Origin of the sequence: Affinundibacterium amnicola (genome assembly GCF_014284275.1) — a bacterium.
GTDB classification, from domain to species: domain Bacteria; phylum Pseudomonadota; class Gammaproteobacteria; order Burkholderiales; family Burkholderiaceae_D; genus Undibacterium; species Undibacterium amnicola.
Genome location: NZ_JACOFU010000008.1, coordinates 20,287 through 45,815, shown reverse-complemented (window position 1 = coordinate 45,815; position 25,529 = coordinate 20,287). Strand labels below are relative to the sequence as shown.

General features: G+C 43.3%; 15 protein-coding genes. 7 read left to right on the top strand and 8 right to left on the bottom strand.

What is annotated here, in order from left to right:
- Positions 1-10 precede the first annotated feature (10 nt).
- A complete protein-coding gene (locus H8K33_RS16500; RefSeq protein WP_222613467.1) occupies positions 11-1,264 on the top strand; it encodes an ATP-grasp domain-containing protein in 1,254 nt (417 codons plus the stop codon).
- 212 nt (positions 1,265-1,476) lie between these two features.
- Here the strand turns inward: H8K33_RS16500 and dinB are convergent, their stop codons facing one another.
- A complete protein-coding gene (gene dinB, locus H8K33_RS16495; protein ID WP_186892163.1) occupies positions 1,477-2,535 on the bottom strand; it encodes a DNA polymerase IV in 1,059 nt (352 codons plus the stop codon).
- 56 nt (positions 2,536-2,591) lie between these two features.
- Positions 2,592-3,362: a DUF481 domain-containing protein gene (locus tag H8K33_RS16490; RefSeq protein ID WP_186892162.1), complete on the bottom strand. Its 771-nt coding sequence runs from the start codon at positions 3,360-3,362 to the stop codon at positions 2,592-2,594.
- A gap of 345 nt (positions 3,363-3,707) precedes the next feature.
- Here H8K33_RS16490 and H8K33_RS16485 point away from each other — a divergent pair, with 345 nt between their 5' ends.
- The 3 genes from H8K33_RS16485 (at position 3,708) to H8K33_RS16475 (ending at position 5,261) form a co-directional block, all read left to right on the top strand.
- Positions 3,708-4,055 (top strand): hypothetical protein, encoded by a 348-nt coding sequence (locus H8K33_RS16485; protein ID WP_186892161.1) that lies wholly within the window; start codon positions 3,708-3,710, stop codon positions 4,053-4,055.
- A gap of 26 nt (positions 4,056-4,081) precedes the next feature.
- Positions 4,082-4,546, top strand: coding sequence for a nuclear transport factor 2 family protein (locus H8K33_RS16480; protein ID WP_186892160.1), 465 nt, complete (start codon positions 4,082-4,084; stop codon positions 4,544-4,546).
- Between the two features lie 82 nt (positions 4,547-4,628).
- The gene (locus H8K33_RS16475; protein ID WP_186892159.1) at positions 4,629-5,261 is read left to right on the top strand and encodes a CAP domain-containing protein; all 633 of its coding nucleotides are present in this window, start codon (positions 4,629-4,631) and stop codon (positions 5,259-5,261) included.
- A gap of 2 nt (positions 5,262-5,263) precedes the next feature.
- Here H8K33_RS16475 and H8K33_RS16470 read toward each other — a convergent pair whose 3' ends face one another.
- From H8K33_RS16470 to H8K33_RS16460, 3 genes are all read right to left on the bottom strand, one after another.
- Positions 5,264-7,153, bottom strand: coding sequence for a PAS domain-containing sensor histidine kinase (locus tag H8K33_RS16470; RefSeq protein ID WP_222613466.1), 1,890 nt, complete (start codon positions 7,151-7,153; stop codon positions 5,264-5,266).
- Between the two features lie 6 nt (positions 7,154-7,159).
- Positions 7,160-8,464, bottom strand: coding sequence for an HD-GYP domain-containing protein (locus H8K33_RS16465; RefSeq protein ID WP_186892157.1), 1,305 nt, complete (start codon positions 8,462-8,464; stop codon positions 7,160-7,162).
- Between the two features lie 142 nt (positions 8,465-8,606).
- Positions 8,607-10,190, bottom strand: coding sequence for an amidohydrolase family protein (locus H8K33_RS16460; RefSeq protein ID WP_186892156.1), 1,584 nt, complete (start codon positions 10,188-10,190; stop codon positions 8,607-8,609).
- A 235-nt stretch (positions 10,191-10,425) separates the two neighbouring features.
- On the opposite strand from H8K33_RS16460, the gene H8K33_RS16455 reads away from it, so the two are divergent.
- Positions 10,426-12,351: a M64 family metallopeptidase gene (locus H8K33_RS16455; RefSeq protein WP_186892155.1), complete on the top strand. Its 1,926-nt coding sequence runs from the start codon at positions 10,426-10,428 to the stop codon at positions 12,349-12,351.
- Positions 12,352-12,432: 81 nt separating this feature from the next.
- Here the strand turns inward: H8K33_RS16455 and H8K33_RS16450 are convergent, their stop codons facing one another.
- From H8K33_RS16450 to H8K33_RS16440, 3 genes are all read right to left on the bottom strand, one after another.
- Complete coding sequence (locus H8K33_RS16450) at positions 12,433-14,397, bottom strand: S9 family peptidase (RefSeq protein WP_186892154.1); 1,965 nt, start codon at positions 14,395-14,397, stop codon at positions 12,433-12,435.
- Positions 14,398-14,558: 161 nt separating this feature from the next.
- Complete coding sequence (locus H8K33_RS16445) at positions 14,559-16,574, bottom strand: TonB-dependent receptor domain-containing protein (RefSeq protein WP_222613465.1); 2,016 nt, start codon at positions 16,572-16,574, stop codon at positions 14,559-14,561.
- Positions 16,575-16,609: 35 nt separating this feature from the next.
- Positions 16,610-17,317, bottom strand: a complete 708-nt coding sequence (locus H8K33_RS16440) for a TonB-dependent receptor plug domain-containing protein (RefSeq protein ID WP_186892152.1) — start codon at positions 17,315-17,317, stop codon at positions 16,610-16,612.
- Positions 17,318-18,123: 806 nt separating this feature from the next.
- Between H8K33_RS16440 and H8K33_RS16435 the strand changes: the two genes are divergently transcribed.
- Positions 18,124-21,135, top strand: coding sequence for a TonB-dependent receptor (locus H8K33_RS16435; protein ID WP_186892151.1), 3,012 nt, complete (start codon positions 18,124-18,126; stop codon positions 21,133-21,135).
- Between the two features lie 848 nt (positions 21,136-21,983).
- Positions 21,984-25,097, top strand: coding sequence for a TonB-dependent receptor (locus H8K33_RS16430; RefSeq protein WP_222613464.1), 3,114 nt, complete (start codon positions 21,984-21,986; stop codon positions 25,095-25,097).
- Positions 25,098-25,529 lie beyond the last annotated feature (432 nt).

Here is a 25,529-nt window from a genome sequence, read left to right as displayed (position 1 = left end):
AGATATTTCCATGACGATTTCAGATCAGGCAGCAAATTCCGCTCCTACGATGCCAGCCTTAATTGGATTAGCTCCGCTAATGCGCAAGGCGTTTGCCGAGGAAGATATGAAGCCAATTGCCGCCGGATTATTGGAGCGTGCGAAGAATAATCCAGATGACGCGCATGCGTATATGGATTTGGCGACGGTCTTGTTGCTGTTGGGGCATCGTGATACTGCATTGTCGACGCAAATGCTGGCTTTGCAGACCCAAGCTTTGTACCAAATTCCATCCAACACAACTGCAAAATTGAAGCTATTGGTATTGATGACGAATGGCGATTTAATGGCTAATACGCCAGTTGAGTTTTTGGTAGAAAATTCTGATATCGATCTTGAGCTTTGGTACGTCGGTGCGGGAATTCCGGCAATTCACGAACTTCCTGAGCACGATGTATTGCTGGTCGCGATCGGTGAAGCTGATGACAAGCGCGATTTGCTGATTGATTTGCAGGAGATACTAAAGAACTGGCATCGTCCGGTTTTAAATTTGCCAATCCGAATCGCTGAATTAGGTAGAGATCGTGCCTGCCATCTATTACAGCCAGCCGCCCAGTTGGAAATGCCGACAGCGGCGCGAGTTAGTCGTCAACAGATGCAAGCACTGGCTGATGGACATATTGTGCTCAGTGATTTGATTACTGATACCGATTTTCCTATCATCGCGCGTCCACTTGGCTCACATGCCGGGCAAGGTTTGCGTAAAGTGATGTCGGTAGATGCGGTTGCAGATTATTTGCAAGCTGTACCGGTGGAAGAATTTTATATTGCGCGGTTTGTCGACTATCGTAGTGCCGATGGATTATTTCGTAAGTATCGAATTATGTTGATTGATGGCCAGCCCTTCATCTCGCACATGGGTATTTCGACGCATTGGATGATTCATTACTTGAACGCAGGAATGACAGAGAGTGCAGAGAAACGCGTGGAAGAAGCGCACTTCATGCAAAATTTTGAGACTGGTTTTGCGCAAAGACATGCGCAAGCTTTTGCTGAAATACACCAACGAACGGGATTAGATTATGTTGGTATCGATTGTGGTGAAACGAGCGATGGTAAGTTGCTGATTTTCGAAGTTGATAGCGATATGATCGTGCACGCGATGGACCCAATTGAGATGTTCCCATATAAGCAAGAACCAATGCAAAAATTGTTTGCGGCATTTCGTCAATTGTTGATTGCGACGGCAGCGACGAATGGATCTGCGTCAACACCATCTGCCTAAGTAAAAAGTATTAGTATCAGAATCAGGGCGAAGGATTAAACCCAGATTTTCCATTAGGCGCGTCTTCGATGCTATTTGAGCGCTGGCGGCGCATTTTCGGTCATTTTTTTCGCTCTTCGTTGCTAATAGCTAGCTATTAGCTCCTCATTCACGTAAAAACTGCCTCGAAAAGTGCATCCACCATCGTCTCAAATCCTAATGGAAATTTTGGGTTAAAACAGCGCTAATTGTTCGTCAGTTTTTTTCTCGCTTAAACCTATTCCTAAGCCAATTAAGCGTACTGGTAGTTGTCGTCGCTGATAGCCGATTTGTAGTAAGTCGGCAAACACTTGTTGATCAAGCTGATTGGCACGACATTCAACTGTCGTTTGTTTGAAATCATTGAAGCGAATTTTGATATTCAACTTGTGTATCAGATTCGCAGTACCAGTTCGTTCAACTTGTTTTTCTAGTGATGCGTACAGCACAGGCAATTCAGCAATGCAGTGTTGAAAGTCGATCAGGTCATGGGTATAAGTCTCTTCGATACTGACTGATTTTCGATCATGGCTAGGAACTACCGCACGTTCATCGATGCCGCGGCAAAGCGAAAATAAACTGCCACCGAGTTTGCCAAATTGTTGCAATAAATCTGGTAATGACCACGTCAATAAGTCTTCGCAGGTACGAATACCTAGCTGGTGTAATTTGTTTGCCGTCACCTTGCCGACCCCAAATAAACGCGCGACTTCTAATTTGATGACAAATTGTTCGACTTGCTCTGGCAAGATCACATATAGGCCATCTGGCTTATTCCAGTCACTGGCAATTTTGGCGAGGAATTTATTTGGCGCGACACCAGCAGACACGGTGATACCAACGTCTGCAGCAATGCGTTGGCGTATTTCTTGTGCGATGCGCGTTGCGCTTCCTTGTAATCGATCTGTATTGCTGACATCAAGATACGCTTCATCTAATGAAAGTGGCTCGACTAAGTCGGTGTAATCGCGATAGATCGCCAGAATCTGGCGCGAGGCAGCGCGATACTTTTCCATATTCGGCCGCATGATCACTAAGTCAGGACAGCGTTTTAATGCTTGAGAAGTTGGCATGGCAGAACGCACGCCAAATTTGCGGGCAGCGTAGTTGCAGGTTGCAACTACGCCACGTTGATCGGCTTGACCCCCAATCGCTAACGGCAATTCACGCAAACGCGGATCATCACGCATCTCGACAGAGGCGTAAAAACAATCACAATCGCAATGAATAATTTTGCGCTGAACCTGCTTCATTTCATCGGTTAAAACACTGTTTATTTATTCAGTATTTTAACCGATCTGTTCTGCTTTTAGTACTTATAGCCGAAGCCAAAAGTCACCAAGCTATTGGTGCGTTTGAAGTTGTTACTGGGCTTGCTGGTGTAACTAACTGCGGCGCTGGCATTTAATGTCCAACCATTCGCGACCACCGTTGCTAAACTGATGTCGAAAGTGCTGCGAGTGCCGATATCCGAGCTGCCGGGATAAATTGCCCATCTTTGCTTCACACTGGAAGTGCTGCTGAGTTTGTGTGTTGACTCTTCACCGAACAGAAATTCCACACCTTTTTTGCTATCGGGTGATGGTGGAATGGTGGTGCCAAATCGTGTATTGGAATAACCAAGACCTGTGAATACATCGAATGAAGTGTCTTCAGTTTTGATCAACTTAAAACCCGCACCTGTGTTGAATGAGTAACGTGAGTCGATATTCTGGATTTTATTGGTCTCTAATTCGCTACCACCAAAGAAGAAGCTATTTGCCGACATATTGTAATCATAGCGACCACCAATACGCAGCAACTGCGCCGTGTTGGTTTTGACTTTGTTGACGGTATTACTGCCGTAGTTGACGACAGAATACAGACCTAATTTATCTTCTTGAGTCGCCTTTGTACCGTTGGCACTTAGATTGAAAGTTTGTGCGACATTGTTACTCGAGGCGTAACTGCCACCGATAGCAATACCGCCGTGCCATTGATTGTCTTGTAGCGTTTGTGCGCCAGCGAAGTGACTCAATGTGCTACATAAAAATATTGTCGTAAGATGGAGGGAGCGTTGACGAAGCTTGATTTGAAACATGAAGTGAGTCCTAAAATAAAACCATTACCGCAGATTATATCGCTGATCGAGATCAGGATTTTTGAGCGCATGAGTGCGCTTTCCGTAACGCTTGCTGTTCTGCTCAAGTTGACATCTGCTTGAATGTAAGTTGACAGGTTCAAATGACGAAAGTTCAGGGACGAATTGTTAGATGCTTACTAAGTGCGTTTTGCTGCGCACTTGTCTTGAAAAAAGAAAGGAGAAAATACTTGTCGATGATTGGCGTTCAAGCCACGGAAGAATATTTTTTAAGCAATATCGCCAGGAGTTTTGTGATAGCATCAATTCTCCTATGTCAAATTGATATAAAGAATCGGTGATGCTATGCCTACCTATTTAAAAGTTTTGCTGAGCCTGAGTCTCTTGAACTTAACCGCATGCGAACGTTTGGGAATTCCCGATCCGGCAAAAGAAGCGGCGATATTAGAAGCAGATGCACGTGCAACCGGCAGTGCCTGTCGTCATGCAGGGCGGGGAATCGAAGATTGTTATGCACTTAATCCGCAGGCTGCACGCGCTGCCGTGTATGCGGGCTGGAAAGAGATGAACGATTACATGCGCGAAAACAATATCGCAGAAATTAAGCCAACTGGTGATGCTGCTGCCAGCGCTGCGTCTGAAGGAGAGGCTTCTGCCTCTGCATCCGCCAGTGCTAGTGCCAGCGCACATTAGAAAACTGAACTCAGGAAGGACATCCTATGCATCCAAATGCACAACTCATAGAACAATTCTATCAAGCCTTCCAACGCTTGGATGCAGAAGCAATGTGCGCATGCTATACCGACGACATTCAATTTTCTGATCCCGTGTTCACGGATTTGCGCGGTGTACAAGCTGGCAATATGTGGCGCATGTTAACCGCGCGCGCACAAGATTTTTCTCTTGTGTTTGATTCGGTACAAGCGAACGATACAGAAGGAAGCGCGCATTGGGTTGCAAGCTACAATTTCAGCCAGACTGGACGTTTTATTGTGAATGACATTCAGGCGAAGTTTGAATTCCGTGATGGAAAAATTTGTCGTCATCGCGATCATTTCGATTTGTGGAAATGGAGCCAACAAGCGATGGGCATTAAAGGGCTGCTATTAGGCGGATTGCCATTGGTACAGAACAAAATTCGCGCGCAAGCGGCGAAGAATTTGCATAAATTCTCTTCTAAGTAAGCGTAAGACTTTGAACGTATTGATGTGGATTCCTGATCGAATTAGGCATCGATTGGCATTGATAAGTTACGCTGGATTCTTGATGCTACCGATGACCGCATGCGTACACCAAGCTACGCCTGCGATATCACCACAACAAGCGGCGCCTGTCGCGATACCATTATCGTCGGTAATGGTAAGCTTTTCCGAAGACGCGGCACTATCTTCTTATAGTCAGCCAGATTTAAGTAATGCCCGCTGTGACCTGCAAAATGCTCAGGAATTTCAAGAGCAAGCTATTCGCATGCTCAATGCCTTACGTGAAAAAGAACAAGTTTGCGGCACTGACGTAATGCCCGTTACACAAGCAATGAAGTGGAATGTCAGACTGCAAACGGCTGCGTTTGAACATTCAGCACAGATGGCGACAACTAACATCGTGTCTCACACCAGCGTAGATGCCCGTCAATTACGTGATCGTGTGAATGCTGTTGGATACAGATATGCAGTGCTTGGCGAGAACATTACTGCTGGGCCTGCAAATTTGACGGCGGCAATACATGCTTGGTTGAGTAGCCCACGGCATTGCAAGCAAATGCTGTCTGCAGAATTCACCGAGTTCGCGGTGGCTTGTGCGGCAAAGAAAAATTCATTTTATCAAAAGTATTGGACGATGAATTTGGGCCGCCCTAGACCAGAATCTACAATCGTCTCATCGCCTGAAGTGAAAAAATAGTCCTAGTTCGATGGCAGCGTGAACCAAAACAAACTACCTTTACCTACTTCGCTATCGAAACCGATTTCGCCACCCATTTTCTCAACAAACGATTTCGCAATATTTAAACCCAATCCAGTACCGCCTTGTTGACGGGTGTTAGAGCCATCGGCCTGTGCAAATTTAGAAAATATTTGATCGCGGAACTCAAGCGGGATGCCAGCACCTTTGTCTTCAACCTCGACGCGCCAGTGATTTTGTTGGCACAGCAGACGCACTTCAACCGCTGCTGATTTTGGTGAAAACTTCGCTGCATTGGATAAGAGATTCGCAAATACTTGCATGACTCTTTGTGGATCGCCTTTGACATTTGCCGTCGTTTCAGGTTCTTGAAAATGATAATGTACTCCAAGTGCTGCTGCGTAATTACTCGTAGCTTCAATGGCTTGTTGTGTGAGTAAACATAAATCGATTCCTTCTGATTTGAATTCCATTTTCCCTGAAACGAGTTTTTCCATATCAAGTAAATCGTTGACCAGGTTACCTAAGCGTTGACTATTTCTGTGCGCTATTTGAATTAAATGTTGAATCTTGGGAGATAGATTTCCAGCTGCACCGTGTTCAAGCAGACCCAGTGCGCCTCGTATCGAAGTTAGTGGTGTACGTAGTTCGTGGCTGACCACCGAGATAAATTCTGCTTTTACTCTATCGGCATTTTTTTGTGCTGTTAGATCCAACACAAAACCAACCCATTCGAAGCGTGAACCTTCGAGTTGTGCAAGCCCAACCATCACGGGGATTTTGCTGCCATCTGAGCGGCTCAGTTCTGCTTCGAAAGGAACGGTGTGCCCATATTCTTGCAACTCTTTTAGCGCAGCTTGGTGTGCTTGGTGATAGGCTGGTGAGGTTAGTTGAAGCCATTGAACCTGATTGTTGACTAACTCGTGACGTTCTACACCAAGTAACTCTAAGAGCACGTCATTGGCTAAAGTTAGATGGCCACGCATATCGCCTTGGAAGATGCCGATCATGCTTGAGTTAATCAGGCGACGCAGGCGTGATTCGCTTAATTTGAGCGCATCTAACATCTGTGATTTTTCTTGCACTGCTTGTTCTGCCAGTGCCAGAGCATCCACTAATTCGTGCTCAACTTTTTTCATCGCGCTAATATCGCGCACGCTAAATACCCGTCCGACCAATCTGTCACGCAGATATTCAGGTTTGGATACCGAAATAAAATGACGGCCGTCCAGTAAGCTCAGATTGTCTTCGCTTTCAGATTCCGGATGGGCTTTTAAGTAAGCTAATTGGGCAGTAAACGCCTCAGCATCGTGTAAGCAAGAGTGAACGTGACCCATCATCGCGACACCATCCCGCGTCACAATGAGCTCATCACTGAGCCCCCACATGGCGGCAAAACGACGATTCAAATTGACGACTTTGCCTTGCAGGTCAACGGACAAAATACCTTCCGCGGTTGCTTCTAAGGAGCTTTGCAATTGCGATGCAAGTTGAATTTGCTCTTGTATGATGTGACGACGCGCTGTCAAATCTTCTACCTGAATGAGCCAATAATTTGTGTTTGTATCTTGGAATCCAGACACGCGTTTTTCTATCGGCAGTGCTAAACCATCAGCGGTTAGCCATTCACTCTCAGCAATTCGTTGACCGCTCAGTGGTGGATTGGCGTTAATGTCGTCCCAAAAAAACAGATCTTGTAAGGCACATTCAATACTGGACAGCGCTTGCCCAATCAGCTCTTGACGTGTGCGCCCTAGCATCTCGCAACTGCGTTGATTGACTTCTAAAATCACCAGTTCATTAGCAGAGACAACGATCAATGCTTGATCGATGTGTTGCAAAATATGCTGTAACACTTGGTTGTTTAGTGAAGACAGGCTCGTTGTCATCATGATTCCTCAAGCGCCGCCATTTTGAGGATGATTCCCGGATTTTTTAGAAGTTGAATCGAAGTAGTAATTAACGCGTTTGCGTGGGTTCAGATAGTCAAAGATCGCTTTTGGTAATACACCGGGGCGGATACTGGCACTAATCGATAAGTCACTACCTTCTTCCGCCAGATCCAGAATGATCGCATCTTCCTTAGGAATGTCGGCGTCGTACACTAGTACTCGTGGACGCAGAGGTTTGCCAACATTCACATTCATCACCAAACCTATCGCTTCATTCGATAGGCGAACAATGGTGCCTGGCGGGTAGACGCCCAAACTTTTAATCATGGTCGCCATGACTGAAGGATCGAATTGCGCCCGTTTATGCGCATACATTAATGATAGCGCTTCGTGTGGTGTTAGCGATTGACTGGGATCAATGTGGTTGCAGAGATTGTCATACACATTGGCGATGGTCACGATGCGAGTCGGCATGCGGATTGCATCGCCTTTGATCTTTTTAGGGTAACCACTTCCATCCATGTGCTCGTGATGATTTTCTATCACCTCTAAGACGATGCTGGGAAGCCCGGCTTTTTGTCCGACATCAACGCCATATTGCGTATGTAATTCGAAGAAATTTTGTTCTGGCTTGGTGAGCGGTTCTGTTTTATTCAGAATCTTTTCTGGCACATTCACTTTGCCAAGATCATGAAACAAGGCCGCCAAGCCAACAGACTTAATTTGTGCTTCTGTACATTTCATCTCACTTGCCAGCATCATCGCTAATACGGAAACATTCAAGGTGTGAAAATAAAGCTCTTCATTGGCACCGGTCTGTTGAATTAAGTGCATCACGGTGTCGTTGGAATTGAGAAAAACTTCGGCCACGCTATCGACCAATTTATTGGCTTCTTTGATTGTTTGTTCAGGTTGAGAAAAAATCGTTTTGTTAATGCTTCGAACAACGTTTGCCGCTTGTACGAATTTCTCTTCACAACGTGCCAGTTCTTCACGTTGTTTGCTTAACTTTTCAAAGCGTGCTCGCTTCGCTTCGATGATGTTATCGAAAATCTGTGCCGATACGGGAATATTCTCTGTTAGTGTTTGTTTGTTGACTTTGTTAGGTGCACTTGTCGACAGCAGGTCTGATTTGGACGGAATATAGCGTACGTGCTTGAGATTTAAGGCGTGTAATTCATTCAACTGACTTTGATTTGTGATCTTAAACGAACTCATCGGAAAGGAATGTTCAAACCAACTCAAATCGAGCTTGATGAACATACCAATTTTGAGTTGATCAATCGCGATCAGTTGTGAATCATCAGACATTGTGCATTTTTTTGATGAACTTATAAATTTAAATAGCGCAAATTTTTCTTCGAACTGGCTGGCCTACGATTTGCATCTTGAACATCGTGATGTACCGGGATTCGAAGCGGATTATGTCAGGCTAGCGTGGTCTTTGATTATCTTACTGAACTAGCTTTCTGTCACTCTCTTGTTTCGCTTTGTTGACGATTTTTCTGACATCACTCAAGAGCTGCTTGGCATCGTAAATGATACCGTCCTTGACTGTGTATTTAACGCCGCCGACTTGATTCACTTTACCCGTTTTATCAAGGCGCATATGGCCTGTGCCATATAGCACTTTAAAGTTGGCTAAAGGATTTTCATCCAAAATGGCGAGGTCTGCTAACTTACCAGGTTCGATGCTGCCTATGCTTTGTTGCATGCCCAAAGCTTCTGCTCCTGAGAGTGTTGCTGCCTTCATGACTTCTAAAGGATGAAAGCCAGCTTCACGTAATAGTTCTAATTCTTCTATGGTTCCAAAGCCATATACTTTGTAAATGTAACCAGAGTCAGAGCCCACTGTGACGCGCCCACCACGGTTTTTATATTCGTTGACGAAGCGCATCCATAAGCGATAATTTTCTTTCCACGCGACTTCTTCTTCGGTTCCCCAATCAAAGAAAAATGAGCCATGTGAATCGGGATTGGCAGTAAAGAATTTGCTTAAACTCGGTAGCGTGTACTCATCGTGCCAGTCAGCACGGCGTGCGCGCATGACATCGCGGGTTGCCTGATAAATGGTAAAGGTTGGATCAATCGTAAAATCGAGTTTAAGCAACTCATCCATCACGGCATTCCATTTTGCACTGCCAGGCTTCGCTGCTTGCGACCACAAGCGTCCTGCTTGGCCGAAGCGTTGTTGTTCGTTTTGATAATTATAATCAGCAGGATAATCTTGCACCGTTTGCCCATCAAACAAGGCTTCAGGTAGCCCATACCAATGTTCCATGGTAGTTAAACCCCAACGCGCGGTATTTAAAACATTCACGCGCGCCACATCGATTTGTGCATGATGGCAAGCGGAACGCATCCCTTGTTTTTTGATTTCGTCCAACGCGGCTTGCAAGATATCTGGGCGATAGCCAAAACATTTCAAACCATCAGCTCCCTGTTTTTTCATTTCACGAACCCAAGCTCGCGCTTGTTCAGGCTCTGTAAATGCGGTTTTTTGTCCTTGTCCAAAATAGGGGTAAGCAAGAATCCGTGGCGCGGTAATTTGATTGGCGGCACTGCGTTTTTTTTCATCCAGACAGAACGCTAAGCCATTACCACAGGACGGATCTCTGATCGTCGTAATGCCGTGCCCTAGCCATAGTTTGTAAACATATTCTGCAGGCGTACCTTGTTCACTACCGCCGATGTGTCCATGCATATCGACGATGCCAGGCATGACGTAATGCCCAGCCAGATTTAATTCTTTACCACCATCTTTCAACTTAGGTCGCCCGCTACGGACGTTGGAAGTCGGCGTACCAACAATCGCGACTTGGGTAATTTTATTGCCTTCAATGACAATGTCTGCCGGACCAAATGCAGGAGCGCCTGTGCCGTTGATGACAGTGACTTCTCTTAAAATTAACTGCGTGTATGGACCTTGCCCTTCTTGGCGAGCGGGTGCGGGAGTTACGCGGAAATGATTTTCAGCAGCAATACTGAAGCTACTTATCGTAGAGAGCAGGGCAACAATGATTTTGATTTTTTGCATAATAGTTCCATGAATGATTTTTTACCTTACAGCTACTTCATATCATCAGCATATTGAGTATCGAACTGATCCTTAGTTCAATTAAGATGTATTCTAAGTTTTGGCGAATTTACATCAATGTGACACAAAATTTGACAAATTAAATGCTTTCGAACAGGTTACTCGAAAATTCACGAATGAATGAATTTAGCGTAATATTAAACAATGACTTTTCATTGTGAGAATTGAACGCATCATGGCAGATATTATTCCTATTTTAAAAACGGGAGACAGTGCAAAGCGTGTTGACATTGTGATCGTTGCCGAAGGGTATACTTTGGCAGAGCGTGATAAGTTTATTGATGATGCCAATACGTTTATCACGAGTTTTTTGAGTAAAGATAATGCGCGCCTGAACGCGCCGTTTTCAGATTATCAAGGATTCTTTAATGCGACAGCGCTCTTTTTTGCGTCTGAACAATCGGGTACCGATCAACCGAATAATAATATTCAGGTAAAAACATATTTTGAAGCAACGCAACATGGTAGTGATGGACGCTTACTTTATGGTGATGGTGCTAAAGTTGAACGCGAAGTTGCTGGAGCACTGACGCCAGATGCACACGAATTAATTATCGTATTAGTGAATACGCCTTTATATGGTGGTGCTGGCGGTTCCATTGCGTGGGCGTCGGCGGGTAATCGATTGGCGTCAGAGTTGGCATTGCATGAGATTGGTCATAGCTTTGCTAATTTGCAGGACGAATACGTGGACTCGGTAGTGGCCAAAGATTTTCCAACGACTAATTCGGAGTTTCGGAATAGTGCACACGTAACAGATTCTTTAAGTCGTATTCCCTGGCAAGACTGGATGGGGTACGCTGATGGTGAGTTGGGTGTGATTGGCACATATGAAGGTGGTTATTACCGTTCAAATGGAATTTGGCGTGCTACACAGAATTCAAAAATGCTGTATCTGGATGTGCCATTTAGCGCTCCACAAAAAGAAGCCTTCGCGTTGAAATACTATCAATCCATTGGTGATTATCTGTCGGTAGGCTCGGTTTTTCCAGGTATGTACAGTGCCGCTACTCCGAATAATGGTTTGTTGTCTTATACGTGGAAATCTGGCGCGATGGTGTTGGCCAATGGCTCGCAAAAGACTGTATTGGACGGTTATGGCCATGGTGTGTACAACAGTGGAAACTCATTTAGCCTGACTACCATCGATAATAGCGGCATCATACGGAAAAATTTAAGCTCAACGCAACAAGTCGAAATCATTAGCGAACGCGTCGCAGTCAAAGATATCAGCGCTGTAAATTATGTTTCCAATGTGATGGATGCGAATCAAATTTTGCGTTTCACGGATGCCAAAAATTTGATTGAAATTCCTGATGTCCAAACAATTAAAAAGATCTATTTTGATGGCGGAGCGGGCAACGATGTCATGAAGTTTGGATTGACCTTGTCGAATTTGCCTCAGTTGCAGTTACATCGCTTAGAGACGGGCACCATGATGCTTGGCATGCAAGAATCAGACATGTGGGCTTTGAGAAATATTGAAAATATTCAGTTTCAAGATTTCTCGCTGAATTTGTCTATTCGTCATAACGCATCTAGCCTGCCGGCGACAGTATTGAAATCGCTGCAGGAATTGTACGTCGCCTTCTTCAATCGTGTTCCAGATGCGAATGGATTAAATTATTGGATAGATGAATTTAAATCGGGTAGATCCTTAACTGATATTGCCAATTCATTCTATGGTGCCGCGCTTGAGTATGGTGATTTGACCGAATACACCGCAAATATGTCAAATCAAAATTTTATCAATGTGATTTACAAAAATGTACTGGGACGAACAGATGGCGCAGATGCTGGTGGCTTAGCATATTGGACTGGTTTGTTAAGTGCAGGTCAGACTCGTGGTAGTGTGGTGCATGGAATTTTGGACAGTGCGCATAGTTATAAGGGCGATGTCACTTGGGGTTGGGTTGCAGATTTGCTTGATAATAAGGCCTTGGTCGCGAATAAATTTGCAGTCGATTGGGGTCTGAATTATCTTGATGATATAACTTCGATTAAGCAAGGTATTGAGATCGCCAAGTCGGTCACGCCAACTGATACGCAAGCAGCGTTGGCACTAATTGGTATTGCTGAAGGGCAGATTTTGTTTACTTGATGACCGAATATCGTCGTCTTCTTTAATCTGAAGGAAATAAGGGTGAATCGATAGATCTATTCACCCTTACTGTTGATTTACTTATTTCTTTTGTAGATGCTTTTCTAGGAACTTCTCGACACGGCTCCAGAAATCTAAATTGTTATCTAAGCGACGCCACCCATGACCTTCGTCTTTATAGACGATCCATTCAACGTCTTTATTATGATCTTTGATTGCATCGTAGAACTTAGTTCCGTGTACAAGTGGAACACGATAATCAGCAGCACCGTAAGCTAAGATTAAAGGATTTTTTAGGCGGGCGGCTTGTTCTAATGGTGAAGTTGCTTTAAGTTGCGCCGCGTCTTTTTCTTGGTCACCGATCAGGAATGGCATGCCGTATTTTTGCCATTGTTCAGAATTGTCGCTCCAAGAAACGTCATATAAAAGATTGATATCTGATACGCCAACCCAACTAATGCCACAACGATATAAATCTGGATTACGAATCAAACCCATTAAAGTGGCGTAACCGCCATAGCTTGCGCCTGCCATACAAACACGATTGGGATCAGCGTAGCCTTGATCGATTGCCCACTGACGAGCATCGTCAAGGTCGTCTTGCATCTTCAATCCCCATTGTTTCCAGCCAGATTGAAATAGTTTCTTACCATAGCCCTCACTGCCACGGAAATCTGGCTCAATAACAGCATAACCGCGTGATGCTAATAACTGAACTTGTGGGTCCCAACCCCAAGATCCACCACGTACATACGGGCCTCCGTGAACCATCACGATCAAAGGCAAATTTTTGCCATTAGAATTTCTTGGTAATGTGATGTAAGTTGGAATTTCTAAGCCATCACGTGCTTTAATTCTTACAAAATTTTTGTAAGACATTTGACGTTCATCGATCTCTGGGCGGCTGATTCCTAGCGGGGATAATTTTCCGCTGACGGTATTGTAGATAAACGATAAACCTGGAATCGTGTCTGAGAAAGAACTAACTTGAACAACCTCACCACCATCGCGAGGAGGGGTAATTCGATTGATGGTATTCGGTAACAGGGCGTCAACCTTTTCCTGAATTTTCTTAAAGCTTTCATCCAGCCAAGCAGTTCCTTGAGCATCAGTTTCATAGCGTACACCAATGAGCTTATTGAGTGATCTACTGAATATTAGACCGCCATTAAAGTCAAATCCTGTTAGTTCCACTAATGGCGTCGGAATAATGCGATTGTTTTCCAAATCGTATTTGTACACAGATTTCGTATCGCTGCCATTGTGCGAGGTGACATATAAAGTTCCATCTGGCGCAATCGCAGTTGGGCTGAATCCGTCCTCATTGACATTATCAAACTCGATTAGGGTACGCCAAGTTTCATTTTTAGGGTCTTTGTAGAGAATCGCAGTTTGTTTCTCAATGCGTCGAACAGCAAGGCGTAATTCACCTTTGCCGTCTACCATGAAACCGCTGGTGTTAAGCGGACTATTAATACCTGTCATTACGCCATCTGTGGTGTTGACACGCATTAAGGTCGCAGATGGGTTTTTGCGCGTTCCACTACCTTGAATGACAAAGATATCGTTCGAATCAGGCGTTCCAACCGCTCCATAGAATTGATAACGCGGACCTAGAACCCTGAATTTTGCACTACCAGTATTATTGCGTTCAATAATTTCACGTTCATTTTTACCGTCTTTATCGATAGCGATAAGACCAGGTCCCATTCTCTGTTGGCCAGCCGCCAATTGACGGTCACCCATGGTGTAAGCCAGTCTATGGTTATTGATCCACGTGACGCTCACAATATCCAGATTGGAGTACTTTGCGATCACCTGTAGTTTATTGGTGGCCGTGTCCATAACTGCCAATGCTAAACGCTGATCGGGGCCTGCCATAAGTAGCGCTACATGTTTGCCGTCGGGAGCAAGATTTGCTCCGCCAAAATTATTTAATTTAAAGAAGCTTTCAATTGGTGGAAGTGCTTTGGTTTCTGCCTGCACAATTGAACTACAGCAGATAAAGGCTGCAATCAACAGACTTTTCCATTTAGATATTTTCATATGAAGTTCCCAGGTAATAATTAAAACGATGCTTAACGAATTTCCTTTTGAGAAAAATAAGCATTTATATTCATGCTGTGTAAACACAAACGCCCCGTTGCCGGGGCGTTTGATGTGGTCAGTTAAGTCAGTTCAGACCTTAACTTTCATTGTGCACAAACTTAGTTAAACTTGTAGTTCGCACTGAGAGTGAAATAACGACCGCGGTTGTTATGCAAACCAGTGTTGTAACCAGAGGTTGCGTAAGCTGGGTCATATGGTGCTTTGGAATCGAAAATATTGGCGATGTTGATAGACAAGCCTAAATTCTTGAAACCAGTGTAGGTGTAACCCAAACCAACTGTCGTCCAATCTGGCACTTTGCAGCTTTCTTCGAATTCTTCAAAACGTGGGTTAGAAGTATTACGATTTGGCACTGCATCGGTCGCCTTTCTTGTACCGTAATGGCAGAACTCAGCTGGATAAATTGTTCCAGCATCGCGATTACGCATTAATGAAACGCTGCCAACATAGGCAATTGATCCAGAAACACTGTGCGGACCTTGTGACCAGTTCGTTGATAAACCACCTTTGAAGCGTGGTGTATCAGGACCACTGCTCAAGTTCCAGTCATACAAACCAGGACGCTTACCAGCTACGTTGTTTTCAACATCGCCAAGAACTTGGGCGATTTTGTATGAAATTTGGTAAGAGCCACGGAACGTGGAGGACAAGTTACCCCAAGTACCTAAGTTATTACGCATACGCATTTCAACATCAAGACCAGTAACTTCAGTTGCACCTTGGTTAATCCAAGGTAACTTAACGGATAACAATGGACCTGTACCTGGCACTGGAACGCCATCTTTTGTTACCCAGTTAACTGGGTTAGGATCACGAATAATGTTTTGCGGGAAGCGGTCTTCATCCTTCAAAGCTTGGAATTCGCTGCCCAACATGACTTCGCCTTCTTTACGAATCTTGTACCAGTCTACTAACACGTCGAAATTACGTGTTGGAGAAAAGATCAGACCAAAAGAATAGCTCTTCGCGGTCTCTGGCTTCAGATCCGGATTCGCACCACCTGTACCAGAAGCTGATTTTGAACAGTCGGCCGCAGTTGCATTTGGCTTCGGTGTTTGTTCGTCATCTTCGCAACGCTTCGGATCCCACAAGCCACTCAAGAAGAATTGTGAGCCACCCGGTAAAACTTGAACCAGCGCTGGAGCACGGAATCCTTCGGCGTAAGTGCTACGGAAAGACAAGCTATCGTTAACATTCCATTTTGCACCGACTTTAGGTACGAAATTGGCTTTGATGCCTGGGTATTTATCGAAACGACCTGCGAAGTCCATTTCAAAGTTTTTCAAGAATGGTGTACGCAATTCGATAAACGCTGATGAAACTTTGCGGCTACCATCGATGACTGAATTTGCTAAGCCCAAGATATTCCCTGCTGCTAAGTCAGCATCAGGCGCTAAAACAATGCGTTCTTCGCGGAACTCAACACCAGTTGCCAAGCCAATTGCACCGCCACCCAATTTACCAAATTCAGTTGTCGCTTTTGCATCCCACTGCATAATTTCAGCACTACCTTTGTTCTTAACATCTTTGGTCAACGTTGGATCTTTGAACAAGGTTGCCATGGAAGTGCCGGTATTGATTTTCTTCAGAGTTGGAATGTAGAAGAAATTGTCATATTCTTGCAAACGTTCTGAACGATTCCACAACACTGCAGTTTCCCAATCGAAACCATAGTTAGACCCCTTCAAACCTGCCATTGCACGAGCATTTTCATTGGTCGTAGTTTGTGTACGCAATTTGTCTTCCAAGCGAACAGAAACAGATGCGCGTGCAGTTGGGAATGGATTGTCTGGATGACCGATCGGTAAAATAATCTGGAATGGGTCAGCGATACCTGAGGAATTAAAATTCGTGGTTTGGCCAGTTCCTAGAGTTGCACCAGCGCCAGTGTATGGACGCTCAGATTTTGTGTACGCTACTTCAGCAAAAGCACTGACGTTTTCAGTAATTTTCAAGCTACCTACGCCCATCACGCTCAAGTCTGTTGCTTCACCTTGCGCTTCGCTATACAAATCTGCATTGTAGTTACAGATTGTACGGCCAAACAAAATACTTGTTGGCAAGATGGCTTCGCGTGCGCCAAGGGTTAATTTTTGAGAGTCGGGGCAGCTCATATCTGTAATCAGGTTGGTGCCCATTGTTGCACGGGTTACGCCAAAGTTACGGCTGCCTGGTGCTGTTTCTTTTTGAAACCATGCATACTTAGAACTGAACTAGAGTACGGAGAAGCATAGCGACCATTCATGATCAAATATTTATCGTATTCGATATCCGTTACATCCGCACGTGCAACGCGGTCACGCTTTGAGTAGTCAACGGCGAAGAATGCATTGTAGCCATTGCTTTCGAAGTCACCCATGCCGAAAGTTGCATTCGCACGCTTACGACCGAATTTTCCATCATCATTTGCAGCGATATTAACGCCACCTTCCGCACCACGGAAATTACGTTTTGTGATGAAGTTAATAACACCACCGATAGCATCGGAACCATACACCGCAGATGCACCGTCTTTGAAAATCTCAACGCGTTCAATGGCACTTAAAGGAATACTGTTCAAGTCATATAACGTGGAGTTACCGTTGTTTGGATCTGCATAAGCAGATGGTGTCATACGACGACCATTTAACAAGATCAAGGTTGAAGTGGAGCCCAAGCCACGTAAAGATGCAGTGGATACACCGGCTGCAAAAGTGCCACCCGTTAAATCTTGGTTGATGTCGGAGCCCATAGATGGAACCTGTTTCATCAATTCCGCAATATTACCAGCACCGCTTTCGGCGATTTCTTTTGCTGTAATGGTTTGAATTGGAGATGTGCCTTCTTTATCAACACGTTTGATGTTGGAACCTGTCACAGTAATTTTGAGCTATATATAACGAAATAAAGCTAAATATCATTTATATAAATTCATAATCTGGCGAAGATTATCCCAATGTTCGTAAATTGAAAGTACATTTTGTGGTCGTAAGACGACATCGCAGCGAAGTTTTTTTACATATTGCTACAGCGAAATGAAAAAAATCAAACAAAAAAAGAACGTAATTAATTATTTAATACTTGTTCGTCGAGGTGATTCTTGGGGGGGGCTAATCCTCTTTTTTCATGAAATAAATTGATTGAAGAATTAGCTATGTTGTTACTCTGTTGTTTTATCGCACATTTTGACAAAAAAATAGAGTATCGAAATCGTGGTTTTTTGTTATTTCAAAGAAATTTTTCACTTTAAAAAACCGAATAAAATTGGAGAAATGATAGTGATACCAAGTTATTGAATGGTGTTTCTCCGGTAATTATCTGAATTTTAATTAGATTAACTAAATTGTCATGTAAATGTAAATATGTATTTTAAGTATGTGAAAGTGTCTTTTTTTGGTTTAAGAAAATTGACATTCAAAGATAAAAAATGGTCTCATACGAGAGGTTTTTTGTTACTTGTAGCGATGTTTAAAAAAGCAAATTCGATTTGATCAGTGGCTTGCTGTATTAATTACTGAGTAAAGCGTGTTTTTATTAATATTGGTTTGAGGCAATGCAAAAGACATAAATTGAGCGGGTCGATTAGGACGCACAAAATTTGGTATAGCTGAACTCAGGTGACGTGTTCCAATTGAGTAGAAAACATCTACATAATGATTAATAAATGGTTTTTCAGGAGAAATAATGAAATTTAAAGCTTCCAGTATTCGCCTCAGTGCGATTGCAATTGCTGTCGGTATGCTTGCCACAGGCACAGCGTACGGTCAAAGCGCCGAGGGTTCAATTAATGGTAAAGGCAAGGCGGGTGAAAAAGTTACTATCGTGAGTCCTGAAAATGGATCGAGCCGTGTGGTAACCGTCGATAGTAATGGTAGTTTCAGCGTTTCCAAGATGCCTCCTGGTGTTTATAAAATCACATCTGCTGGTATCACAAAAGAAATCACTGTAGCAATTGGTTCAGGCACAAGCGTCGTTATGACGACCAATGATGCGCCGCAAACAGTGGTTGTTTCTGGTCGTCGCGTAATGATCGACTTGAATAGTACCGAAACTAGTACGGTATTTACTGCAGAACAAATGTCTGCTTTGCCGGTTGCTAAAGATCCTAACGCTGTTGCGATGTTGGCTCCAGGCGTTTCTAAGGGCGATCCTAACTTAGGCGCAGGTAATTTGCCTTCCTTTGGTGGTGCATCGGTAGCGGAAAATGGTTATTACATCAATGGCTTTGACGTAACAAATATTCGTAATTTCCTTTCTTACGCAAACTTGCCGTTTGATGCAATCGGCTCTCAGCAAATTAAATCCGGTGGCTATGGCGCGGAATATGGTCGCTCACTCGGTGGTATTGTGTCTTTGTCCACTAAGCGTGGTACAAATCAATGGAAGGGCGGTGCCTCAGTCTATTGGAATCCAAATGCATTCGTAAGTGACCGTAAAAATGTTAGAAACCTTGATCCAGAGTTTCCGGACAGTAAATGGTCGATTTACAACGATGGCAGAACTTCCGACTCCGTTACAGCAAATGCTTATATCGGTGGACCGATCATTAAAGATACCTTGTTTGTTTACGGTTTAGTGACTGCAGATCGCTTTAGTGCAAATAGCTTCGGTAAAGACAGTAGTAGTAATTCAAAAGGCGGTAAGCCAAATGGCATGATCAAGTTGGATTTCACGCCATCTGATATGCATCGTTTAGAATTGACAGCGATCTCCAATAAGGACGAGTCTGATATTTATTCATATACTCATCCAAAAATTAAAAATGCTGAAGGTGTACTCGTTTCAGATCCACAATATTTTTATACAACACGTCACGTTGGTGAAAAAGTTACTCGGAATGTTGAGTCCGGCGGTAGTGTGTTGATTGGTAAATACACGGCCTACGTGACAGATAATCTGACAGTATCTGGATTGGTCGGTAAAGTTGATCATCTTTTGGGTCGAGTGACTGATTCACGCAAATCCTTAAGCTGCCCCGTTGTTCTTGATGAAGCGTTAAATGAAGTTGGCTGCTGGTCTGGCCCATTCCCAGGTCCTACTGTTCGTGACACAAATGCACCGGATGATAAAGATGAGCGCCGTGCATATCGTTTTGATATTGATTACAACATTGGCAATCACAACATTCGAGCAGGTGTAGATAACCAACGATTCACATCAACACAAGCGGGTTCAACACCATACACAGGTGGCGTTTACTGGCGTTATTACAATGGTAATCCAACTGGCACTGTGAATGGTGTAGCTGGTGCTGTTGCTCCAGGTAAAGGGTATGTACGTGGTCGTACAAGCGCTTCGACTTCAGGTGCATTTGAAGTGAATAACTCCGCTTTCTATGTTGAAGATAACTGGAAAGTCAGTAAGGCTTTATTCGTTTCAGGTGGATTGCGCGCTGAAACTTTTGATAATAAAAATGCTGATGGTATTAGCTTTATCAAAAAAGATCGTATGCTTGCGCCTCGTTTAGGCTTTGCTTATGATTTAACTGGCGCGGGTGATACCAAAGTATTCGGTAATTTGGGACGCTACTTTATCCCAGTGGCATCAAATACAAATATTCGTGCCACACGTGGCGAATCTTTCGTACAGCAATTTTATGGTTACACTTCGAAAGATCCAGTCACTCAAGCGCCAGTGGGACTCACTGCGTCTATAGGTACGCCGCAAATTACAAGTGATGGCTCTTTGCCAAATCCAGCAACGATTGCTGACATTAATTTGAAGCCTATGAACCAAGACGAAGTGATGCTTGGTTTCCAACGTGCGATCACTAAAGAATGGGTTGTTGGCGTAAAAGGCATACACCGTCGTATCAATGATGGTATGGATGACTACTGCTCGCATATTGGTTTTGAAAATTGGGCAAAAGACAAGGGTTATACAAAGTTTGACTCAAGCACGATGGCTACTTGCATGATGGTCAATCCTGGTAATGACGTTACTTTGATGATTGACGTGAATAATGATGGAAAATTGGTTCAATCGACTGTACCAGCAAAGTACTTAGGCTTGGCGAAGTACACACGTCTGCACAATTCATTGGAATTCACATTAGATCGTCCATATGATGGCAAGTGGGGTATGAGTGCGTCTTATGTATTATCGAAAACCACAGGTACTGCCGAAGGTTATGTGAACTCTGTTATTAACCAAGAAGATGCTGGTATTACACAAGATTTCGACTTTGGTTCGTTAACAGATGGTTCTGATGGTCGTTTGTCGAATGATCGCCGTCATACCTTCAAAGTATTTGGTAATTATGCGATTACCGATACCTTACGTGCAGGTTTCAATGCGATGGTGACTTCTGGTCGTCCAACTAGTTGTATCGGTTACGTACCTTCATATCGCCCTGACTACAGTGATGCCCAAAACTACACAACAGCTTCGTCTTACTATTGTTTGAATAAAGAAGGCAAATCTGTTCTGGTACCTCGCGGAACTGCCGGCGAAACGCCATGGATTGGAACAGTTGACTTCCAATTGGCCTACATGCCAAAAATTGCTCATGGTAAGTTGACTTTGGCAATGGATATTTTCAATCTATTCAATAGCCAACGTCCGGTAGAAGTCGTTGAACAGAACGACTACAGTCGGGATACGGTTGCGATCGGCAAACGTAATCCTAACTATGGACAACCAACTTCTTTCCAAGCACCACGTTCAATTCGCTTCACAGGCCGTTACGAGTTCTAAGAGCTTAGATTCTCATCCTGTATGGATGGGAATTGGTTGTTGTAATGAGTGAAAAAGCCCGATGAGTTTCTCATCGGGCTTTTTTTTTGTGCCGTTGAACTGATGCCTAGGTTAGATGGTGAACCTCTTTTTCTGTAGGTTTTTAGAGTTCGCCAAGTGTGGTGAGCGACCGATATACGGATATATAAGTGTGGCGTTGCTTTAAATAGAGTTTGACTAAGGTCACTTAGAGTAGCTACCCAAATGACTCTCTCACTACCCGCAAGATATTAATACTGATCATTGACAAAAAACACTCGATATTGGTGATTGATAGCAGCATTCTTGATTTTGTTGACGTGCATACTAACGATTAAAGTGTTGTATTTTTGTTCGATTCAAGTTGCAGAAAAAGTCATATCTGAAATGCCTGATTAATATGTGTCGGCGAAAGATGTAGCTAAATAAAAATCTGCTTAAAGCCATATTTGTCGAATTTATTGTGATTTTTCATTGGGAAATATAAATAAAGTACAATTTTACATAGGAATATTTCTTAAAATAGATAAATCAGATTTCATTTAAATGATGATTTTCAGTAATTTCATTGGTAATCATTTTTGAATCAAATTGACAGTTAGAGTCAAAAAATGTTTTCATCTTAGAGCGACTTTTCCTGCAATTTCATAGTTTGTTATCTCTGCAATTGAAATGTAATTTTCGCAATGAAATCTTGTTACATGTCCACATTCTTCTGTTAATTTCAATAAAGTTGGGTGTGCGTTTAAGGCTGTGTCGACCAACAAATCGAAGTTGCTATGGCTTTATCCAAACACGGAATTTGGTTAATAAATTTAAAAGGTAATTACATGTCTAAAAGAAATATTATTTTCAAGAAAAGCTTAGTTGCACATGCCTTGGTTTTGGCATTTGGTGCAAGCGTTTTGACTATTGGCGTAATGCCTGAGGCGATGGCTCAGTCAAACGCCGCGGGTACTTTGCACGGAAGTGTGGTTCCTGGCTCAGCGAATAACGTTATCATTAAGAACACAGCGACAAATTCAATACGTACGGCCACAATTGGAGCTGACGGTAGATTTCAAGCTACTGCTTTGCAGCCTGGCCCATACGAAGTCACTGCTTTGAAAGACAAGTCCATCGTTAGCTCAGGCACTGTTGAAGTATTAGCTGGCCAAGGTTCAGAAGCAATTTTGAGTACAGCTGGTGTGCAAACGGTACAAGTTTCCGCAAAACGTACTCGCATAGATGTGACCAACGCGAGTAACGGCGCGACCTTTACTGCAAAAGAACTTGATAAGTTGCCAATCGGTCGTAATATTCAAGCAGTTGTTCAGTTAGCACCAAATACCACGAAATCAGATCCTGGTTATCCTGCGGCTAGTTTCGCCGGTGGTGGCGCGTCTGAGAACTCCTACTACATCAATGGTTACGCAGTCACCAACTCATTTAATCAACTTGGTTCTTCCGAATTACCTTTTGGTGCAATTTCACAGGCGCAAGTTTTAGTCGGTGGATTTGGCGCAGAATTCGGCCGTTCGGTTGGTGGTGTTGTAAACGTTACTACCAAGAGTGGTACAAATAAGTGGGAGACAGGTGCAATGGCATCTTGGTCACCTAACGCTTTCCGCTCAAAGCCGAAGGATTTGTACTATCCAGTGATTGGCGCAACTAACACAAAGGCGACCGACGGTACTTTAAACGTGCGCCGTGAAGACAACAAGGCTGATGTAATGCTGTTGGGTGCTTATGTTGGTGGTCCGATTATCGAAGATAAATTGTTTATGTTTGTGTCAGCGGAAGCGACGCGCACTGAAACTTCCGGTGTAAATCAAGCCAGAACTTCTACTAGCTTAGCGGGCAATGGATGGTTTGAAAGAGAAAACAAGCTGCATCGCTACATGGCTAAACTGGATTGGAATATTTCAGACGATCATCGCATCGAATTCACAGCACTAGGTGATTTGCCAAAAACTGATGAAAGATATAAATCGTACAATTACGACACTAGAGTTGTTGGAACAAAGGTAAATTCCTCCAATTACAGAGAATTGACCGAAGGTTCAAACGGCGGTTCTTCCAAGATTCTGCGTTACATCGGTAATTTCACGGACAACTTAACATTGACAGCTTTGGCTGGACAAACGAAGCAATCCTTAAAGCAAGTACCTGCAGGATACAACCCAAATCTGTTTCAAGTCTTTGCTGAACCAGATAATCGTGTAAAAGGCTTAAACTATAATTCAGGTCAAACCATTACTGCTGCCCAAATTAGCCCTGATGCAAAGTCAGATGTGAAGTCCTATCGTTTGGATTTGGAATACCGTATTGGTCAGCACACTATCCGTGGTGGTATTGATAAAGTAGAAATGAGCTCATTAAATCATGGCTCACAGACAGCTGGTGGCGGGTCTTGGGTTTACGCACGTTCATTAACACCATCTGGCAATACACCTGTTGCTGGTGGCGTGTTACCACCTTTGACTCCATATGGTGGTTTTGCGGCTGAAGGTTATTATGTAGGTAAAAATCTTAATAAAACAATTTCGAACGCCTACGCTGGACAGAATGCTCAGTACATCGAAGATAGATATCAAGCAACCAAAAATATTTTGTTGACGTTTGGTTTGCGTGCAGAATCTTATTTTAATGCCAATAGTAGTAAAGAGAAGTATATTGAAATGAAGAATCAGATTGCCCCTCGTTTCCAAGCGGTATGGGATGTTAATAATGATGCTTCTTTGAAAGTATTTGGAAGTGCAGGTCGATATAATGTGCCATTGCCAGCAATGATGGCATTGCGTGGAGCGAATGGTCCATTAAATACTTCTCAATACTATGTATATACAGGTACAGATTCGAATGGTTTACCTACAGGTCTTACGGAGATAAGTAAGCCAATTTCGCAAAATGGTGAGTATGGTCAACCATATGATGGTAAGACGCTTGCAGCCAAAGGTTTGAAATCGAACTATCAAGATGAAATTAGCCTTGGCTTCGAAAAAGCACACTCTACAAGCTTGAATTTCGGTGTTAAAGGTACTTACCGTTTGCTCAAGTCCTCAATCGATGATCTTTGCGACAATCGCCCATTTGTGGCTTGGGCGAAGAAAAACAATGTTGACTATAGTAATTACTCAGGTGCTGAAGAGCCACATGGTTGCCAATTATTCAATCCAGGACTGAATAATACCTTTATTGTCGATTTCGCTGATGCCGATCCTGCACAAGCGCGTAAAAAGTATCACACGGTAGCGTTAACAGCAGCAGACTTAGGTTTCCCTAAGGCGACTCGTTCATATGCAGCTCTTGATTTCTTTGTTGAACATCCGTATGTCAATGGCTGGTATGGTCGTGTCAACTACACCTTGTCACGTAATAAAGGTAATACAGAAGGTCAAACCCGATCCGATGGTAATGGTGCACAAGGTGATATCGCTATGACTGCTACTTGGGATTACAAAGAGCAGGCAATTGGTGGTGATGGTTTATTGCCAAACGATAGAACACATCAAATAAAAGCCTTCGGTTTTTATGACATCTCTAGCCAGCTCACTATCGGTGCAAATTTGATATTGGCTTCTGGTCGTCCAATTTCTTGCCAAGGTTCGCATTCTATCCCGCCAAATCCGGCTGATCCGTACAACCCAAATTACTCTAATGCGAATTTCTTCTGTGGTGGTGGTGCTGACTACACGAAGAACGTTGTAACACCGCGTGGTAGCTTGGGACGGACTGCATGGGAAAATCAGATCGATGTCAATTTAGCTTACAAGCCTGATTTCTTGAAAGGTATGTCTGTCAAAATGGATATTTTTAACTTATTCGATAATCAATACGTAACCAAAGTGAATGAAGTGTATAACACAGGTGCTAAGATTCAATCAGCATTGTATGGCGGTGTTAATGCTTATAACGCAGGACGTTCTGGTCGTATTACCGTGCAGTATGACCATAAATTCTAATTCTTAGAAATTTTAAGATAGAAAAAAACGAGAAATCGGAAATGCCGTTCAGATAAGTATTTTGTAGGATATTGAACGGCGCATGTTTAAAATTAACAGCCCTGTCGCACGTGCGATAGGGCTGTTTCTTTTTCGATTGCTTACTTCGTCATTTGATAAAGATATTTAAACTATTGCAAACTACTTGATGGCTTTTGATGACGGTAGTTAAGCACAGTCAAGAATGAATCTATGCTTATAGAGCTGAAAATGATGATTTTCAGATATTTTGATTGAATTTTGGTGAATGAGTTTTTGTTGTAGTGATATGTCTATTTTCTTTGTTTATTCAGATATATGCATGAAATCAGATTCAGTAGCTCGCCAAAAAAACATACGCACTTACATCTCGTCTGACAACTCAAAATGTTAGAAGACGTAATATCCTGCATA